The 17452-nt window shown below is 47.0% G+C and carries 18 protein-coding genes and 1 pseudogene; 4 read left to right on the top strand and 15 right to left on the bottom strand.

Translation table 11 applies throughout. The features are described 5' to 3' along the window. The 15 genes from sipB to invF form a co-directional block, all read right to left on the bottom strand. The gene (sipB, locus tag NA986_RS09075) at positions 1 to 1782 is read right to left on the bottom strand and encodes an SPI-1 type III secretion system needle tip complex protein SipB (protein ID WP_000245782.1); all 1782 of its coding nucleotides are present in this window, start codon (positions 1780 to 1782) and stop codon (positions 1 to 3) included. 2 nt (positions 1783 to 1784) lie between these two features. Further along, entirely contained in the window at positions 1785 to 2282 is a 498-nt protein-coding gene (sicA, locus tag NA986_RS09070; RefSeq protein WP_000386309.1) for a SycD/LcrH family type III secretion system chaperone SicA, read from the bottom strand. 137 nt (positions 2283 to 2419) lie between these two features. After that, positions 2420 to 3490, bottom strand: coding sequence for an SPI-1 type III secretion system export apparatus protein SpaS (gene spaS / locus NA986_RS09065; protein ID WP_000097721.1), 1071 nt, complete (start codon positions 3488 to 3490; stop codon positions 2420 to 2422). Further along, positions 3477 to 4268, bottom strand: a complete 792-nt coding sequence (gene spaR / locus NA986_RS09060) for an SPI-1 type III secretion system export apparatus protein SpaR (RefSeq protein ID WP_023216107.1) — start codon at positions 4266 to 4268, stop codon at positions 3477 to 3479. The genes spaS and spaR overlap by 14 nt, the downstream gene beginning before the upstream one ends. Before the next feature lie 3 nt (positions 4269 to 4271). Beyond that, complete coding sequence (spaQ, locus tag NA986_RS09055) at positions 4272 to 4532, bottom strand: SPI-1 type III secretion system export apparatus protein SpaQ (protein ID WP_000342503.1); 261 nt, start codon at positions 4530 to 4532, stop codon at positions 4272 to 4274. A gap of 25 nt (positions 4533 to 4557) precedes the next feature. Further along, a complete protein-coding gene (gene spaP / locus NA986_RS09050) occupies positions 4558 to 5232 on the bottom strand; it encodes an SPI-1 type III secretion system export apparatus protein SpaP (protein ID WP_000526016.1) in 675 nt (224 codons plus the stop codon). Further along, entirely contained in the window at positions 5222 to 6133 is a 912-nt protein-coding gene (spaO, locus tag NA986_RS09045; protein ID WP_000058734.1) for an SPI-1 type III secretion system protein SpaO, read from the bottom strand. The genes spaP and spaO overlap by 11 nt, the downstream gene beginning before the upstream one ends. Further along, positions 6133 to 7143 (bottom strand): SPI-1 type III secretion system protein SpaN, encoded by a 1011-nt coding sequence (spaN, locus tag NA986_RS09040; RefSeq protein ID WP_023216106.1) that lies wholly within the window; start codon positions 7141 to 7143, stop codon positions 6133 to 6135. The genes spaO and spaN overlap by 1 nt, the downstream gene beginning before the upstream one ends. After that, positions 7143 to 7586 carry an SPI-1 type III secretion system protein SpaM gene (gene spaM / locus NA986_RS09035; RefSeq protein ID WP_000555884.1) on the bottom strand — a complete coding sequence of 148 codons (444 nt, stop codon included), beginning with the start codon at positions 7584 to 7586 and terminating at the stop codon, positions 7143 to 7145. Before spaM ends, spaN begins: the two co-directional genes overlap by 1 nt. Next, positions 7564 to 8859 (bottom strand): SctN family type III secretion system ATPase InvC, encoded by a 1296-nt coding sequence (invC, locus tag NA986_RS09030; protein WP_000856766.1) that lies wholly within the window; start codon positions 8857 to 8859, stop codon positions 7564 to 7566. Before invC ends, spaM begins: the two co-directional genes overlap by 23 nt. Then, a complete protein-coding gene (spaK, locus tag NA986_RS09025; RefSeq protein ID WP_001164066.1) occupies positions 8856 to 9263 on the bottom strand; it encodes an SPI-1 type III secretion system chaperone SpaK in 408 nt (135 codons plus the stop codon). Before spaK ends, invC begins: the two co-directional genes overlap by 4 nt. 23 nt (positions 9264 to 9286) lie before the next feature. After that, the gene (gene invA / locus NA986_RS09020; protein ID WP_000927219.1) at positions 9287 to 11344 is read right to left on the bottom strand and encodes a type III secretion system export apparatus protein InvA; all 2058 of its coding nucleotides are present in this window, start codon (positions 11342 to 11344) and stop codon (positions 9287 to 9289) included. A 24-nt stretch (positions 11345 to 11368) separates the two neighbouring features. After that, entirely contained in the window at positions 11369 to 12487 is a 1119-nt protein-coding gene (invE, locus tag NA986_RS09015; RefSeq protein ID WP_000612171.1) for a type III secretion system gatekeeper InvE, read from the bottom strand. Continuing rightward, positions 12484 to 14172: a type III secretion system outer membrane ring protein InvG gene (gene invG, locus NA986_RS09010; protein WP_000848101.1), complete on the bottom strand. Its 1689-nt coding sequence runs from the start codon at positions 14170 to 14172 to the stop codon at positions 12484 to 12486. The genes invE and invG overlap by 4 nt, the downstream gene beginning before the upstream one ends. Beyond that, positions 14169 to 14819, bottom strand: coding sequence for a type III secretion system transcriptional activator InvF (invF, locus tag NA986_RS09005; RefSeq protein WP_023166786.1), 651 nt, complete (start codon positions 14817 to 14819; stop codon positions 14169 to 14171). The genes invG and invF overlap by 4 nt, the downstream gene beginning before the upstream one ends. Before the next feature lie 455 nt (positions 14820 to 15274). Here invF and invH point away from each other — a divergent pair, with 455 nt between their 5' ends. From invH to NA986_RS08985, 4 genes and pseudogenes are all read left to right on the top strand, one after another. Further along, positions 15275 to 15718, top strand: a complete 444-nt coding sequence (gene invH, locus NA986_RS09000; RefSeq protein WP_000715096.1) for an SPI-1 type III secretion system invasion lipoprotein InvH — start codon at positions 15275 to 15277, stop codon at positions 15716 to 15718. A 403-nt stretch (positions 15719 to 16121) separates the two neighbouring features. Beyond that, positions 16122 to 16322 (top strand): annotated as a pseudogene (locus NA986_RS08995) (transposase); the annotation flags it as partial. A gap of 269 nt (positions 16323 to 16591) precedes the next feature. Next, the gene (locus NA986_RS08990; protein ID WP_000855694.1) at positions 16592 to 16882 is read left to right on the top strand and encodes a DUF1778 domain-containing protein; all 291 of its coding nucleotides are present in this window, start codon (positions 16592 to 16594) and stop codon (positions 16880 to 16882) included. Continuing rightward, complete coding sequence (locus tag NA986_RS08985; RefSeq protein ID WP_023216105.1) at positions 16879 to 17406, top strand: GNAT family N-acetyltransferase; 528 nt, start codon at positions 16879 to 16881, stop codon at positions 17404 to 17406. The genes NA986_RS08990 and NA986_RS08985 overlap by 4 nt, the downstream gene beginning before the upstream one ends. The last annotated feature ends 46 nt before the right edge of the window (positions 17407 to 17452 follow it).

Genomic DNA, 17452 nt, shown 5'->3' with positions numbered 1-17452 from the left:
TTATGCGCGACTCTGGCGCAGAATAAAACGCGAAGCATCCGCATTTTGCTGTACCGCAGAAGACATGGCTTTTTGCAGTTCCGCCGTTACCTTCTGGTTTTCACCAAATATTTCTACGGATTGTTTAAGCCACTGCTGAATCTGATCCATGGCAAAACGGGCGAGCATAAAATCAGCAAGCGCCTCGCTGGCATTTTTAATAAATACCCCCTCGGCAACCCCACCGGCTGACTGGGCTGCGGTATTCGTGACTTCCATGCCCAACGCCACTTTATTTAGGGTATTACCTACCAGCTCTTTACTTAAGGCATTCGTTTGCAGGCCCATCTTGCTACCCACATTACCCAGGCCGCTAGTAATACGTTGCATCCCCTGGGTAAAGAGTTTGCTGCCGTTTTGTGCCAACTGTTTCAGCACGTTAGGCACCAACTTCTTAATCGTTTCGCCCATCATTTTGCTCAGCGCGTTACCCAGTTTCGCCGCCGCGCCTTTCCCGACAACTGCGACCACCACAATGACCGCTACCATCGCAATAGCGGCAACAATCGCACCAACAATGCTGCCTGCCATCTCTGCCGTTTTCTTATCGACGCCTAATCCTTCCAGCGCTTTGGTAATCGCCTTGCCAATCAGCTCCATTAACGGCTTCAGCACATGCTCCATAATCGGGTTTAGCGCCTGCTGAATAAACGACACCCCCGTCGCCGCCTTCACAATTTCATCGGCCACCATTACCGCAAGTCCCACCGCAGCCAGCGCCAGACTCGCCCCACCGGTAAAAACAGCGGCCACAACGCTGACAATGGTTAGCAGCGCGCCGAGGACTTTCCCGATACATCCCATAATGCGGTTCGTTTCCTCGGCTTTGCGCGTCTCTTCCTGGAATTCAGCCGATTTCTTTTCCATCTCCGCCTGACGCCCTTCCTGCAAGGCGTTGAAAAGCGCAAGATCGTTTTGCAGGCTTTCTTCCGTATTTTTGCCCACAATCTCAATAAACATGGCCATGAGCATAGTGAGGCGGGCGACATTTGACAGATTATCCTGCTCACCCTGGGAAACCTGATTCTGAGAGGCGGCATTAGCCGTTCCCTGGAATTTGGTCAGAATGTTATCCGCTTTCTCGGCTTTCGCTTTGGCGTCTGTGCCTGCTTTAACCGTCGCATCCGTGGCCTTATCTAAGGCCTCTTTCGCCTCTGTCGCTTCTTTTCCGGCCTGTTCTACCGCGGCTTCAGCTTGTGCATAGCCGGGGTCAGCCGGGTCCAGCGATTGCAATTTATTTTGCGCCTGCGTCAGTTTTTTGGCCGCAGCGTCATAAACACTCTTGGCGGTATCCGTCTTTTTGATGCTGGCTTCATAGAGATCCGTCGCCTCCTGAGCCTCTCCCAGAGCCGTCTGGAATTCTTTCGATACCTGAATCCCCATCTCTTTTTGTGACTCAATCATCGCCTGCCATACCGCCAGACGAGACTCCAGTTGAGACAGCGAAACATCGCCCAGTAGGGTCATTAACTTGCCAAGCAGTAATGTCAATTGCCCTTCGCTGGAGAGTTTTTCCCGGGCGGCGTCCGTAGGCGGCTTTAGACCCACCGTATTAATAGCGCTCTCGCCGGACTTTGTTCCGGCTTTAAGGTCGCCCGCTTTCGTTGCCACCACATCTTTAAAAGCTTTATCCGCCGCTTTTAAAAAGTCCGTGTTCTTACGAACGCCTTCAAAAGCCGCCTCAGCGAGGCGCGGATTTTGGGTATATCCGCTACGGCTAATGCTACTTGCGTCATTTACCATAATTATTCCTTTTCTTGTTCACTGTGCTGCTCTGTCTCCGCCGTTTTTAGCGCCTCCAGATAGACCAACGCTTTTGCCCGCAGAGACTCATCTTCAGTACGTTCATTGACAAGTTCAAAACACTGTCTGGCTTTTGCCGCCTTACGCATTAATAATTGACACTGCCCGGTAAAAAAAACGGGGCGATAATCATTTTTAAGTAACGTAAACGCTACTGCATAAAGGTCACATGCTTTCTGAAATTGTTTTTTCAGTTGGCATACCGCCGCCAGTCCCATGGTGTAATCGGGATTGTAAAAATCATAAATGCATAAGAAACGAAAGAATGTCTCAGCTTCATCCAGTCGTCCCTGGTTATAAAACTCATAAGCATGAGCATATAAACCGTCCATCATATCTTGAGGGATCCCGTGAACGTCTTTTAGCGTGGCGCCTTCACTAACGGCATCCCAAATCATTTCCGCAACACGTTCTTCGCTGACATTATTTTGATAATCCATTACTTACTCCTGTTATCTGTCACCGACTTTGTAGAACTTAACTACTGCGTTTATCTGATGCAGTTATTAAACCCCGACGGTGGTTAGTGAACATTCAAAAAACGCCCAATGAATACATCGCTACTGCTTTACGCGGCTCAATGCCGTACCTCGTTTTCTTGTGGCTGAATAACGTCTTTGCCCGCGTTTTCTACCTCTTCCAGCCAAACCAGAAGACGTAAAACTTCATCAATTTCTTCCAGACTCACCAGATCATAACGGCGATGGGTTTTGAAAAGACTGCGCGCCAGTTTGATATCGACGATCACAGGTACGCCAACCTTCTCCGCATAGGCGCGGACGGCCAGTGCGCGCTGATTCGTTTCATACACCGAGATCATCGGAATCGGCATCAATTCGGGTTTAAAATAAATCCCGATCGTAATATGCGTGGGGTTGGCAACAATCAGGCGTGAGTTTTCAATATCGGATTTCACCTGTTCAGACAGAATTTCCATATGAACTTCACGTCTTTTAGATTTAACCTCTGGGTTCCCTTCCTGCTCCTTCATTTCACGCTTCACTTCTTCCTTATCCATTTTCATATCTTTCATGGTCAGGAAATATTCCGCAATAGCATCCAATAATAAGACAATCAATGCGCAAGCAAGGCAAGTTAATACCAGCGCGAGGAGAAGTTCACGCCAAATGACGGCAATATCCACAACATTGCCATTTAACTGAGAAAAGATTTCAACCTTATATTTCTTCCAGCAAATGATGGCGGCCACCACAAAGGATGAGAGATACAGTAGGGTTTTGACAGTATCTTTAACCGTGCGCATACTAAAAAGTTTTTTCGCCCCTTCTACCGGGTTTAACGCCGATAAATTAGGTTTTAATGCTTCTGTCGCCAGCACAAAACCGGCCTGTAATAACGCCGGTAATGCGGAACACACTAAACAGAGCAGCATAAATGGAATCAGATATTTTAACCCTATCCCAAAAACGGCCAAACTGTAATCAGCCATGCTCTGATCAAAATTATCCGCAATAATGATCTTAATTATCCCCATAAACTCATTAAATGAGCCATACGACACCAGATAGGCAATTCCTCCCAGCGTCAGGCAGGCGATAATGAGATCTTTACTTTTAAATGACTGGCCTTTTTTAGCGGAGTCTTCCAGCCGTTTTTTAGTCGGTTTTTCTGTTTTATTCGAGGACATGCGTCGCCCCTCGCTCGTAAAACCAACTGCTTAATCCTGTGGCCTGGAAAGAGAGTCGCAGTACATTGTCCGGTAGTACCGGAGAGAAATAAAGCAGCATAATTAAAACGGCAATGCCGCTTTTTACCGTCAGTGAAATCGCAAAGGCGTTCATTTGCGGAGCAAAGCGCGACAATAAACCCAGGAATACTTCTGACAGCAACAGCACTAATACCACCGGACTGGCCAGAACCAAGGCGTTTTGAGCCACCTGATTAATAAACGTTAATAGCGGCGGTAATGAAGGCGTGCACTCGTTCATCGGATCGCATAGCTGATAGCTTTTATTTAACACGTCAACCATCGTGACCAGGCCGCCGTTTTGTAAATAAACGACAGCGGCAAACATATTCAGGAAATTAGCCATTTCCGAGGTATCAATACCGTTTGCCGGATCGATACTGCTACTTAGCGTTGCCCCTCGCTGGTTATCGATAATACAACCCAGCGCATGCATAACCCAAAAAGGCCATGACAGCAGACAGCCCAGCATGACGCCTACTACCGCTTCTTGCAGAACTAACGGGATCATCGCCACCGATAAAAACGGCGGCGCCTCGTTCAATGCATGCGGCCATACTCCCAATGCCACCAGGATGATAATGGCGTTTCTCGGCGCGCCGCTTAATACCCCGCTATTCAAAAACGGCAGGAAGAAAAAAATCGGCGCCACGCGAGCAAACCCTAGCGCCGCAGACGCAACCAGGTGATGAATTTCAAAGTACAACGCGTAAAACATTTTTTACCCCTTAGCCAACGCAAGGAATATCACCTGACGCCCGTAAGAGAGTAAAACTTCGCCATACCAGCCAGACAGTAAAAACAAGCACAAACACACGCCAAGTAATTTAATGCCAAAAGGCAGCGTCTGTTCCTGTAATTGCGTTACCGTCTGGAATAACCCTACCAGGAGGCCGATAATCGTTGCGACAATCGTCGGCCACCCTGACAGGATCAAAACAAGATAGAGCGCCTTATTACCTGCAAACACTAAATCATCCATTTAACCATCCCGTCTCGTAATGATGTCATGTTGCAATGTCCATATACTGTAATATCAATCCCTTAGACAGTAAGGTCCAGCCATCAAGCGCGACAAAAAGCACCAGCTTAATAGGTGTAGATATCGTCACCGGACTCATCATCATCATCCCCAGCGCCAGTAGCACGCTGGATACCACCAGGTCGACGACGACAAAGGGCAAATAGAGATAAAAACCAATTTTAAACGCGCTTTTTATTTCGCTCAGCGCATAAGCAGGTAATAACGCAAATATTGATGGTTTTTCAATTTCATCTTTGTCACGCTTTACCGTCTCGGTCTCTTCTCCATACTGACGCTTCAGTTGCGCGTTTTCAAAAAACTGAACTAACTCGCGATCTGAATATTTGATCAGATAATCGCGATAACCATCCAGACCTTCATCAACGTGTTTACTTAATGATGAAATATCATTAAAGGTGACATCTTCGTCCTCAAAATAGACGTAGGCATCATGCATTATGGGCCACATAACAAACATAGAAAGCAGCAATGCGACGCCGTTAAGCGTCATATTTGAAGGTATCTGCTGCAATCCCAGGGCGTTACGCACCATGACAAATACAATAGAAAATTTAACGAAACAGGTTCCTGACGCAATAATAAATGGCAACAGGGTGGAAAATGCCAGTAAGGCAATTAATGAGATATCATTCCCCATTACCAGACTCGCTCAGCCATTCATGAATCTCAACGCCTAAGGTGTCATTCATCTGTACCAGTTCGCCATTACCCAGCAAAACACCATTCGCCATAATTTCAACGTTAAGTTCAGCATTGGTCGGCAGTGATAATAGCTGTTGCTGCCCCATGGCTTCGAGTTCGGCGAGGGTAACGTTCTTACGATACAAAACAAATTCCAGTTTGACGGGCAATTGGTTCAAGCCAGGCAGAGTTTCTGCAGTTTCAGTTGTATTATTTTCTTCTTCGATATGTTGAATATCTAACGTTTCCACAATAATTCCCCCTTCAACACGGTTGAAATGACCTAACTTTTTCGCGTAGCAATAAACTTCCGCACGGGAAGTACGAATCAGGAGTACATCTCCGATCCCGATTCGGCCCAGCAACGAACGCTGCGTATCACTGCTACCGATTACAAAGCGCAACGGCCAACGCAGCATTTTCGGCCTGCCACCCCCGACTGCAGGCAGTTCAGGAAGATGCTCAAACCACAGGCCGCCCCGATCGCTCATAATGTGCAACAATTTCCCTTCCGGCAGCGCGCTTCCCGGCACGGGGTTCTCTACGCATAAACGCCGACAGGACAAATGCGGCACGGGCAACTCAAACGGTCGCTCTGTTGCAGCAAGCCAGGGAACGACCAGGTGCTCAGCGCCAGCAGAAACCGCCGCCCCCGCCAGAGCGGGAGAGACATGCTCAAGCCAGTCCCCAGGTTTAATCCAGGCCGACCACCGTTTTTCTGCATCGCTCAACCGAACCCACATTCCCTGTCGCGTCGGATATTCCAGCGTCGCTTCCCGGCCATGGCGCTGGCATTCTGTCGCGGTTTGCGCCAATAGCCATTCGCGACGATCAATCTGTCTCACACGCAATGACATCAGGCGTCATCCTCCTCGCCAGATTGCTGTCTGTGCTGTTGCTGCTGCGGATTTTGTTGATCGTCTCGCGTCAGGTGCCAGCGCTGGGGATTACCGTTTTGCCATTGATCATGCAAACGATGTTCAACCTGCGTATTTGACGGTATTAACGAAAACTCCCCTGCTTGCCGCGCCTGAATATTGACGGAATAGTCATTTCCCCAGCGCTGAAAACGGTAAGTCAGCGAGCTATCCTCTCCTTTCACGCCATCGGCAGTGGGAAAAATAGTCATCATCGGCTTTGATTGCGCCGCTGAAGGCATTTTTTCATCGCCGCCGGTTAATTGGCTAAGATCGGCGATAGTGGTTGGTTGCAGCGGAAGCTGAGAAACATCTTTAACCTTTTTATGATCTTTATCGTCAGGCTTACCGGTATTGGCTGCGGCCATTCGGGCAGGTGCGACATCCCGCGCCAGCGGCGCGCCCTCTTTACGAACGCCTTCGCCCGCGATGGCTTTATTATCCCCAGGCAATGCCTTGATATTATCGTCAGAGATTCCCGTGGCGTTATCGGTTACTTCACTAACGGATTCCACAGCTTTTAAATCAGCAGATAATTTTTTACCGCTTACGCTTTCTAACGGCCTATTTTTAGGCGATAGCAACGCTGCGGATTTATCTACTTTGGCCTCCGCAGAGATCAAACCGACAGATTTTTCAGCAGTGACTTTCAACAGTTTTTCAGCAATCCTGAGTTCGCCTTTTCCGTTATGATGCAGACCAGAAACGTTGCCATTGTGATGTTCTGATTTCGCTGGCGCGCCATGTCGCCATGCCGCCAGTAATACCGGTAAAGCCGTTTCTTTATGCATTACGAAAGCATCGCCATAGTCGCGATCTTTTTTATCACCGGAATATTCTGTCTTATGTTTTTCCACCGCTTTTTTTAATGCTTCTGATAAACCGCCGACCTCATCCTGCTGCGGCAGTAAAATGTTCCCAGATGAACTGACAGCTGACACATCGCCCATTAAATTATCTCCTCTGACTCGGCCTCTTCCTGCTGTATCTCTCGCTGGATATAGTGTCTTTTCTGACGGATTATCCAGCGTTGATAGTTCCCTTCTTTGCGCAACCAATATTTACTTTTTTTCTGAAACTCTTCCCTTTTCTTTTCCAGCTCGCTCCGTTTTTCCTGAATTTGTATAATCTGGAGTTCTAAATCTTTTATCTGCCGGCGAACAATAGACTGCTTACGTAATAACGTATAAATTTCCTCACGACTGAGCTGTCTGTTTTCTGCACGCAGCGTATCTAATAACAATTTCAGACCCGCTATTTGTTCAAGGATCGCCTCCTCCTCGGCCTGCAGCCCGCGGTCCTCATCCTGATAGCGAAGTAATATCGACTCACACTGTGAATGAAATACCGTACAGCGCCGCTGCAATACTTTAATTCTGGTCAGCGAATGCATTCATACCGCTCAACGTGTCATCAAAGGATGAATATTGCGCTACCGGCTGGCATAACCAGGCTTTCAGGCTATCCCGCATCTGCATCGCCCGATCGTTATCGATATTTTCGCCAGGACGATATTCTCCCAAGTCAATGAAAAGCTGGAGCTCTTCCAGACGCGTCATTAATTTACGCACGGCAGATGCCTGTTCAGCATGTGTCGGCGTCGTGACTTGTCCAAAAACGCGGCTTACGCTTTTCAGTACATCGATTGCCGGGTAATGTCCCTGCCCGGCCAGCTTTCTGCTCAGATACAGGTGACCGTCAAGGATAGAGCGAATTTCATCCGCCATCGGGTCCGCCTCTTCCTCGCTTTCCAGCAGTACCGTATAAAAGGCAGTAATGCTTCCCTCGCTGGTCGCCCCAGGGCGTTCCAGCAAGCGGGGCAAATTATCGAATACGGAGGCGGGATAACCTCGACGAGCCGGACGCTCTCCCGACGCCAGTGCCACGTCTCGCAAAGCACGCGCATAACGGGTCATGGAATCGATAAAAAGCACGACCCGTTTTCCCTGGTCGCGAAAATATTCCGCTACGGTTGTCGCCAGTTGCGCCGCATTGCAGCGATCGACCGAGGGGAAATCGGAAGTGGCAAAAACCAGCACGCATTTTTCTTTCTTATGCGAAGCGCGCAACATATCCACGAATTCAGTGACCTCACGGCCTCGTTCACCGATAAGACCGATAACAAAGACATCCGCCTCCGTTTGCTCGATCAGCATATGCATCAGCATGGTCTTACCGCATCCTGCGGAGGCAAAAATGCCCATTCGCTGGCCTACGCCACAGGTCAATAACCCGTCAATCGCGCGCACACCGGTAATCAGCGGTTCACGGACGCCAACGCGCGAAGCGTAAGACGGCGGTGCGACATCAATAACGCGTTCTTCGCTAATCGGCGCCACTTCAGGGGTAAAACGCTCAACGATTTTCCCCGTCGGATCCAACACCGCGCCTAATACCGAGTATCCCACCCACGCCGATAACGCACGTCCAGTGGGATAAAGCACGACATCGCGGCTCAGCCCCTGGGCATTGCCGATAAGGCTCAGCACGGTGCGTTCCCGCTGTAAGCCAACCACCTGCGCACGTGCAACAACCTGTTTTTGGTGCCAGCCACGGCGTATTTCACACAGTTCGCCAATGGCCACATCGCGCAATTCCGCCTCAATAATTGGGCCGGTTATTTTTTGTGGGTAGGCCAGATATTGCAGTAAACGAGGTGTTTTCATCTCATTAGCGACCGACTAAAAACTTCCAGATAGTTATAAAACCCATTCAAGGCAGTAGAGAACTTTTCACCGTCAGATAAAAAATCCGGATGCACTAAGGCTTTAAGCGTTAGCTCCCCATTCTGCTCCCCCAGAAGTAATTGCCCGCCGCGGGCAAAATGGCATCCTTCCATTATGGTCATTAAGATTTCATAAGCCCGCTGTTGTAATACCACCATGCTGTCAGCACCCAATTGCGCCCAGATCCATACATCATCGTCCTTGACGCTGATACAGATACTTGGCAATGCAAATAAATCCAGAACAATTGTTGAATGGCTATCTATTCCTCCGATGAGTGAAGGATCGCAACCACTTACTTCCAGTGCGGAACGAACTAATTCAGCGATATCCAAATGTTGCATAGATCTTTTCCTTAATTAAGCCCTTATATTGTTTTTATAACATTCACTGACTTGCTATCTGCTATCTCACCGAAAGATAAAACCTCCAGATCCGGAAAACGACCTTCAATCATTTTCTTAATAAATCGACGGACATCGACAGACGTAAGGAGGACAAGATCTTTATGTGCAATCAATAAATCATCCAACTTAAGTGTAATGAGATCCATCAAATTAGCGGAGGCTTCCGGGTCAAGGCTGAGGAAGGTACTGCCAGAGGTCTGACGGATCCCTTTGCGAATAACATCCTCAACTTCAGCAGATACCATTACTGCTCGTAATTCGCCGCCATTGGCGAATTTATGACAAATATAACGCGCCATTGCTCCACGAATATGCTCCACAAGGTTAATGACATCTTTTTCTCTTGGCGCCCACAATGCGAGCGCTTCCATAATTAATTTCATATTACGCACGGAAACACGTTCGCTTAACAAACGCTGCAAAACTTCAGATATACGTTGTACCGTGGCATGTCTGAGCACTTCTTTAAGTAAATCAGGAAATTTCGCTTCCAGTTGGTCGAGCATATGTTTTGTTTCCTGAATACCGAAATATTCATTGACGTTGCGCGCCAGCGTCACCGCCAGACAGTGGTAAAGCTCATCAAGCGCGTTCCGCAACACATAGCCAAGCTCCCGGAGTTTCTCCCCCTCTTCATGCGTTACCCAGAAATACTGACTGCTACCTTGCTGATGGATTGTTGGATTAATACCAAAGGACACGACTTCATCGGAATAATTTACCACTCGCATCAAATCAAAATAGACCGTAAATTGTTCAACACGGATCTCATTAATCAACAATACGATGCTGTTATCGTCCAGGCCCTCGCCATCGCGTAACAATACTTCCGGCAGGCGCACGCCATAATCAATAAAGAACTGACTACGTAGACGCTCCGCAAGTTGAGCTTTTTCCAGATCTTCACGCCGGCTCTTCGGCACAAGTAATATCAACGGTACAGTCTCTGTAGAGACTTTATCGAGATCGCCAATCAGTCCTAACGACGACCCTTCTTTTTCCTCAATACTGAGCGGCTGCTCGCCTTTGCTGGTTTTAGGTTTGGCGGCGCTACGTTTTGCTTCACGGAATTTAAAATAGAAGAGTACGCTTAAAACCACCGATAAAATAACAAAAACCGGCAGCGGGAATCCCGGCAGAGTTCCCATTGAAATGGTCAAAATAGCCGTAACAACCAATACAAATGGGTTGTTCAACAGCTGCGTCATGATATTCCGCCCCATATTATCGCTATCGCCATTTACGCGAGTCACGATAAAACCGGCACTAATCGCAATCAACAATGCGGGGATCTGGGCGACAAGACCATCACCAATGGTCAGCATGGTATAAGTAGACAGAGCGGAGGACAAATCCATACCATGGCGGGTCATCCCCACCGAAATACCGCCAATAAAGTTCACAAAGATGATAATGATGCCGGCAATAGCGTCACCTTTGATAAACTTCATCGCACCGTCAAAGGAACCGTAAAGCTGGCTTTCCCTTTCCAGTACGCTTCGCCGTTCGCGCGCGGCATCCGCATCAATAATACCGGCCTTCAAATCGGCATCAATACTCATCTGTTTACCGGGCATACCATCCAGAGAAAATCGGGCCGCGACTTCCGCGACGCGTTCTGAACCTTTGGTAATAACGATAAACTGGACCACGGTGACAATAGAGAAGACAACAAAACCCACCGCCAGGCTATCGCCAATAACGAATTGCCCGAACGTGGCGATAATTTCACCGGCATCGGCTTCAATCAAGATAAGACGGCTGGTACTGATTGATAATGCCAGACGAAAGAGCGTGGTAATTAACAGTACCGCAGGAAACGTTGAAAAACTGAGGATTCTGTCAATGTAGAACGACCCCATAAACACCAATATCGCCAGTACGATATTCAGTGCGATCAGGAAATCAACCAGATAGGTAGGTAATGGAATGACGAACATAGAAATGATCATCACCATTAGCACCAGAATCAGTAATTCAGGTCGTAAACGAGCACTGTTAAGTAGAGAAAGCAGCACTATAGGTATCCTGTTAATATTAAATTAAGACAGCTTTTCAATAGTACGACGCTGTTCTGCCATTTCATGCTTGTAGGCAATATCGGTCATACTACGTAACGCCATTAACAATTCTTCCTGCCAATATTCTTCATAAAAGAGTGAAGAGGGTATGGCTTTACATACTTGATAAAATATCTGCAAAAAGGATGCATGTTCCTTATGACTAAGCAATAACGCATTCAAACCTATAATATCGGCTAACAGCGAATCCACTTCATGTGGCTGTTGCAATAGCGAAAGCATCAGTAGTAGCCACGACGACTCCTCCGCATTAAACGCTTTGGTAAACGAATACGACAACAATGTACTCACAAACAGTAGGTCAGCGGAGCGCAACATTTTGAGTTGCGTCAGGCGTCGTAAAAGCTGGCCAAACTCCAGACGCGAACAGCTGGCGTCATTCGCGTCAATATCGGTTAATAGCGAACCCTCGATAAAATCCAGTACCACCAGTCGACGTTGATAGCCATAACTGGCTATCCAGTCAGAGTAAATCTCCACTTCATGTGATTCACTCTGGATAAATTGCCGATAGCTGGCGCGCAATAAGCCTGGTTTTAACGATAATGTTTTCCCAAAAAGCCGGGCCTTCAACGCACAATTAATCCCTGCCTTGAGGGTCTTCGGATCGGTTTGCTCTTCAACGTGCTTAAGTAACGACTCCAGCTTTTTCCGCACGATCTCTTCCAGATCTTTACGACGAAGCAATTCACGTAACACAAGGACTAAATCACTGGGGTCAGGAAATAAGCTACGCGCCTGACGTAAAAAATCTTCTAACGCGCCGCCATGTACGCTAATTAGCTTTAATATTTGCTTCGCCTTCGGTAAAGCCTCATCCTCCAGCACGCGTTCAAAACTGTTAGATAAATTACTGGATTTTTTTTCATAATCGCGACGGTTACGAAATTGCGCCAGCGCCGCTGACATTTCGTCCGTCGACTGGACAAATTTTTGTACTTCCGCCCCTGGAGACGAATCCTCCGCGGCCTGTTGTATTTCCGCCTGTTGCGCATCAGTATGCTGGGTCGCATCCTGATGAGATGTCTGCCGGGACAATATTCTGGAAAATGAAATACCGGAGGTTGAGCCAGGAATCATTTAATTGCCTCCTGACCTCTATCCAGATAAACACGAACCCATTTCTGTAACTTATCGTCCCCACTCCAGGCACCGCTTTGTTTCAGAATATTGTTTACCGATTCGCTGGCATCCGGCGTTAACGGGTCGACAATTTCTTTTGGTTCAATCATGAACACACGAACAACATTACTTTTATTCTTACTGGAATAACGGAACAGGCTACCAATAAGCGGTAATTTGCCTAAAAACGGAATACTTTGGACAGTATCGGTATTTGCATCCCGTGTATAACCACCGACCAGCAAACTTTTTCCGTGCGGCACTCTCGCAATAGTGCTAATTAACGTTCGCCCGACTTCGGGTAACGCATCTACGGAGGTGGTAGTATCGGATTGCGGCGTCTTATCGTTGCCATCTTCAATGTCCAGCGACATTTCTATCTGACCATCTGCGGAAAAACGGGGCAGCACTCGGATCATTGTTCCGTATGTTACATGCTCAAGCGCCACATTACGTTCCCCAATCAGCTTGGTGTAAAACGTTCTGTTGTTATCAAAAATAGCGGGAACATTTTCCTGAGTCAGTAATACCGGGCGCGAAACCACCGTCGCCTGTTTCTTCTCTTCTAACGCATTGACCGCGGCGATGAATCGACTGCCATCGAGGGTACTTATTGAAGACTGGTTTAATGACACGCCAAGTTTGTCCCCAATAGTTATGCTGCCGCTCCATGAAGTGCCCAAACGCTCCAGATCGCTTTTATTAAGATCGACAATCCACAGGGATAATTCTACGTGACGTTTGGCGACATCCAGCGCTTTAACCAGCATTTCGATAAAATGCACCTGCTCAGCCGTTCCCTTTACTAACAAACTGTTGGTATCCGGATAGGCCACGATTTTAATATTGCCCGCCGCGGCATTTTGCTTTAAAGCTTCCTGCAGACTCATGCCACCGGCATAATTTGCTGCTTTACCTTTTTCTCCATTCGCTGAAAATGCTGGCATCGCCGGGGGTTCGCTACTGACAATATTACCTAAGGGTTGCTCTTCTCCCTGCAATAACCTTTCAATGGCCGTAGCAATACCGGGAATAACCATTTTCTGATCGCGCAGATTGTAGGTACGATCGCCCACGAAGGTATTGTTCAGACGCATCACCCCTATTTTCTGGCGTCCCAGCTCAATACCATCGTTTTGCTTGTCCATCATGGTGGCGGCGTTGACCACCATATCAACATAGACGGGTGGCCCTGAAACATAGAATGTTCCTTTACGGTTATCGCCACGTAGCGGGTAATTTTTGTTATATAAACCTGAGCGTTTTAGAAAATTGTTGAACTCATTGAGTGAGACGTTGCGTAAAGAAACCACGGCATTGCGCATTTCACTGGCGTCATAAATATAGATAGCCTGCCCATCGAAATACCAAATCAGCCCCAGTTGTAGGGAAAGCTTCTCCAGTAATGCGTTAGGATCGTGAAACTCAAAGTTGCCCGTAATTTTTTTTCGTGCCGCCATTTTGCTAACAATGACAGGCTCCTTTAGCTGTAGCGCCATGGCATCGAAAAATGTCCGCAGGCTATCGTCTTTCGCAACAAACCCACTTCCCGTTACAGGTATTTTTTCACTAGAATAACCAGGTGCAACCAGAACAAGCGCGGCACATGCCAGCACTCTGGCCAAAAGAATATGTGTCTTCATTTGTCTGCCAATTGAATAATATTTGATAATTTCCGCGGCGAAACGCCGATCAGCTCTTTGATCTCACTAGAAAAATGTGAAGGCGATGAGTAACCATGATTAACGGCTAATTGGGTGATGTTCTCGTGGCCTTCTACACTATTCAGCAGCGATTGCGCCATACGCCAGTTTCGTAATTCACTCTTCGCTTTTCCGCCCAACGCTCTGCTGCACAAACGACGAAAATGGGTATAAGAAACGCCATAGTCTTCTCCCAGCATTCTCATCGTGTTGCCGCTGGTTGACTGAGCGAGTAAATAGCCAACCAACCAGTAACTCTCGCTTTTTCGTAACAGCGCCAGTACCTTATTGAAGGCCGGAGAAGGCGTAATAATTTGCTGCAAAAACCAGTACTCGCAGCGTTTACGATCTTGCCAAATAGCGCGAAACTCAGGACTCAGCAAAACCCATTTATCGGATTCAGCATATGTCGTGTCCACTAATCCTGCGCCATCGATAAATGCCAGTAATTTGCTGAGTACTTCAATTTTTAACGGTCGAAAAACCACGTCTCCTGATACTGGTGCGACAACGGCCTGCTCGCAAAAAAGCAGCGCGCCTTCCTGAATCAGGCAGTTTTCATTGTGTCGGCTTTCAGAAAATGACATATGCAGCTTTTGCGCGGAACACGTCTGTATAAACCATGCTTCCGGGCTGCGGATTTTCCGCTTCTCTCCTTCTTTAAGTACTTCCTGCGTATTTAGCATAGTTGTCAGCACCAGTTAAAAATCATTTTAATATGTAAACAATACCGGGAGCGGGTGGCAAAATCCTGATGCAATCATTATGAAACTGATGCCACCCGCTAATTAAATTAGCCAACTTGCACAGCACCCGCTGATTTAAAATAGAAAATCAGCTCATAGTATATAAATTCTGGCTTATTGTTCTGCAGCAGCAAAAATTCAGATATTGTCATCTGGATGGAGAATTAATTATTTATATCAGGAGTTTTTTTTGCTAGCATTCCTGAAACGCATTCGCCCCTTATCACTATTGTCAGATAACATTCTGACGGTTGTGTAAAAACATTGCGCCTCATTCTTCTGTAGTTGGAGTTAATATGAAAAAATTTTATAGCTGTCTTCCTGTCTTTTTACTGATCGGCTGTGCCCAGGTGCCCCTCCCTTCCTCCGTGAGCAAACCGGTACAGCAACCTGGCGCTCAGAAAGAGCAACTGGCCAACGCAAATAGTATTGATGAGTGTCAGTCTCTTCCGTATGTGCCGTCAGACCTTGCGAAGAATAAATCATTATCAAACCAGAACGCTGATAATTCCGCATCAAAAAATAGCGCAATCAGCTCAAGCATTTTTTGCGAAAAATATAAACAAACCAAAGAGCAGGCGCTCACCTTCTTCCAGGAACATCCACAATACATGCGTTCGAAAGAAGATGAAGAGCAGCTCATGACCGAATTTAAAAAAGTTTTACTTGAACCCGGAAGTAAGAATTTAAGCATATATCAGACGTTACTTGCTGCCCATGAAAGACTGCAAGCCTTATAAGGCCATATCACCGCTGGCTGAACTCATCATGATATAATTAAGACCATATTTTGCATTGCCACTTAATATCAATATAATTATTATAGCTATGGTCACTTTTACGGTTGGCCATTTGTCTCTTACGTTGCATTTATCAATCTGCTTTTTGATACAGCAGCACCTCGCTGCTGCTTTTTTTATTTGCGATAAAGAACTGCCTCCCAGACTCGGGAAAATAGCCGAAACTTATACTGACAAACTATCGTCTCGTATATCGCGATAAACTGACATCCCCCTCTTGCCCCACATGTTGGCATTCTTACGATACCCCATCCACTTTTCGCGGATAACGTTCTTTTGAACTTACCCAGCAATAGTGGACACGCAACTAAGTGAGTAAACGCTCAAGCAAGAGGTGACTCACATGACAAAACCAGCATCAACCACCAAAAAGCTACGCAAGTAGCACACGCCTGAATTTCGTCAGGAAGCCCTGAAACTGGCGGAACGCATTGGGGTGCCCGCTGCCGCCCGTGAGCTTAACCTGTATAAATCACAGCTCTACAGCTGGCGAAGCAAACAGCAAACTCAGCTCTCTTCTTCTGAACGTGAGCAGGAGATGTCCGCCGCTTAGGGTTGTGTCCATACTACGCGGGTAGGATCAATCAACCAGTTACGGTAAAAAAGAGAATCATGAATATATTTAGCAAACTCCCTGATGATACGTAATCAGTGAGATTAAAATAATGCAATCGCGATAAACCGAAGTTAATCCCCTGTTTAAAGACAGTGAACGACCTTCTTGCCATGTCTGGATTATACCAACCTCATCTGTACGCCTTGAAAGCGTACAGATATGTATTATAATTGTACATATTGTTCATAAACAGGAGGATGAAAACCATGCCTCAGATAGCTATAGAATCTAACGAAAGGCTGTCGTTACGTGTATCGACGGATGCCAAAAAGTTGATAGTCCGCGCTGCGGCAATCCAGCAAACCAACCTGACGGATTTTGTGGTCAGTAACGTACTACCTGTCGCACAGAAGATTGTTGATGCCGCCGAACGGGTATATCTGACGGAGCGTGATACTCAAATGATCATGGAAATTTTAGATAACCCGCCAGCGCCGAATGAAAAGCTTCTTGCTGCTGCTTTCGCCCTGCCGGACATGAAGAAATGATGTTTACAGACTGGCATGAGGCCGCGATAGGGAAAATCCACAATCGAATGAATTTTGATTGTGGGGATGCCGATCTGAACCAATTCCTGCAACGCCATGCACGACAAAATCATGAGATAGGGACAACGAAAACCTATGTTGCGCTTGATAATTCGGATGTTACACGTATCCACGGCTTTTACTCAGTCAGTCCTGCATCACTGATATATGCACAGGTTCCCGGCGCAATCAGCAAAGGATTAGGGAGATACGATGTGCCAGTGTTTCGTCTGGGTCGTTTAGCCGTAGACAAATCTATGCAGGGGCAAGGGCTGGGAGCACAACTTTTGTTATCTGCCGGAAAGCGTTGCATACAGGCGGCTTTGCAGGTCGGTGGCGTAGCCCTGCTTATTGATGCCAAAAATAAACAGGTTTGCGACTGGTACAAAGGATTTGGCGCAGTACCATTAAACGATCAACCCCTTTCCTTATTGCTGTCGTTTAAAACGCTTTATGCTGCTTTATCTGCATCTGGTAGGTTATGACAACATGAGGCTTTGTTGAATAATTCAGAATCGGCCAACGATAAGG

It is taken from the genome of Salmonella sp. NW177, from assembly GCF_051811585.1.
In the GTDB taxonomy this organism is placed as follows: domain Bacteria; phylum Pseudomonadota; class Gammaproteobacteria; order Enterobacterales; family Enterobacteriaceae; genus Salmonella; species Salmonella enterica.
This window is presented reverse-complemented; position numbering and strand designations above follow the sequence as displayed.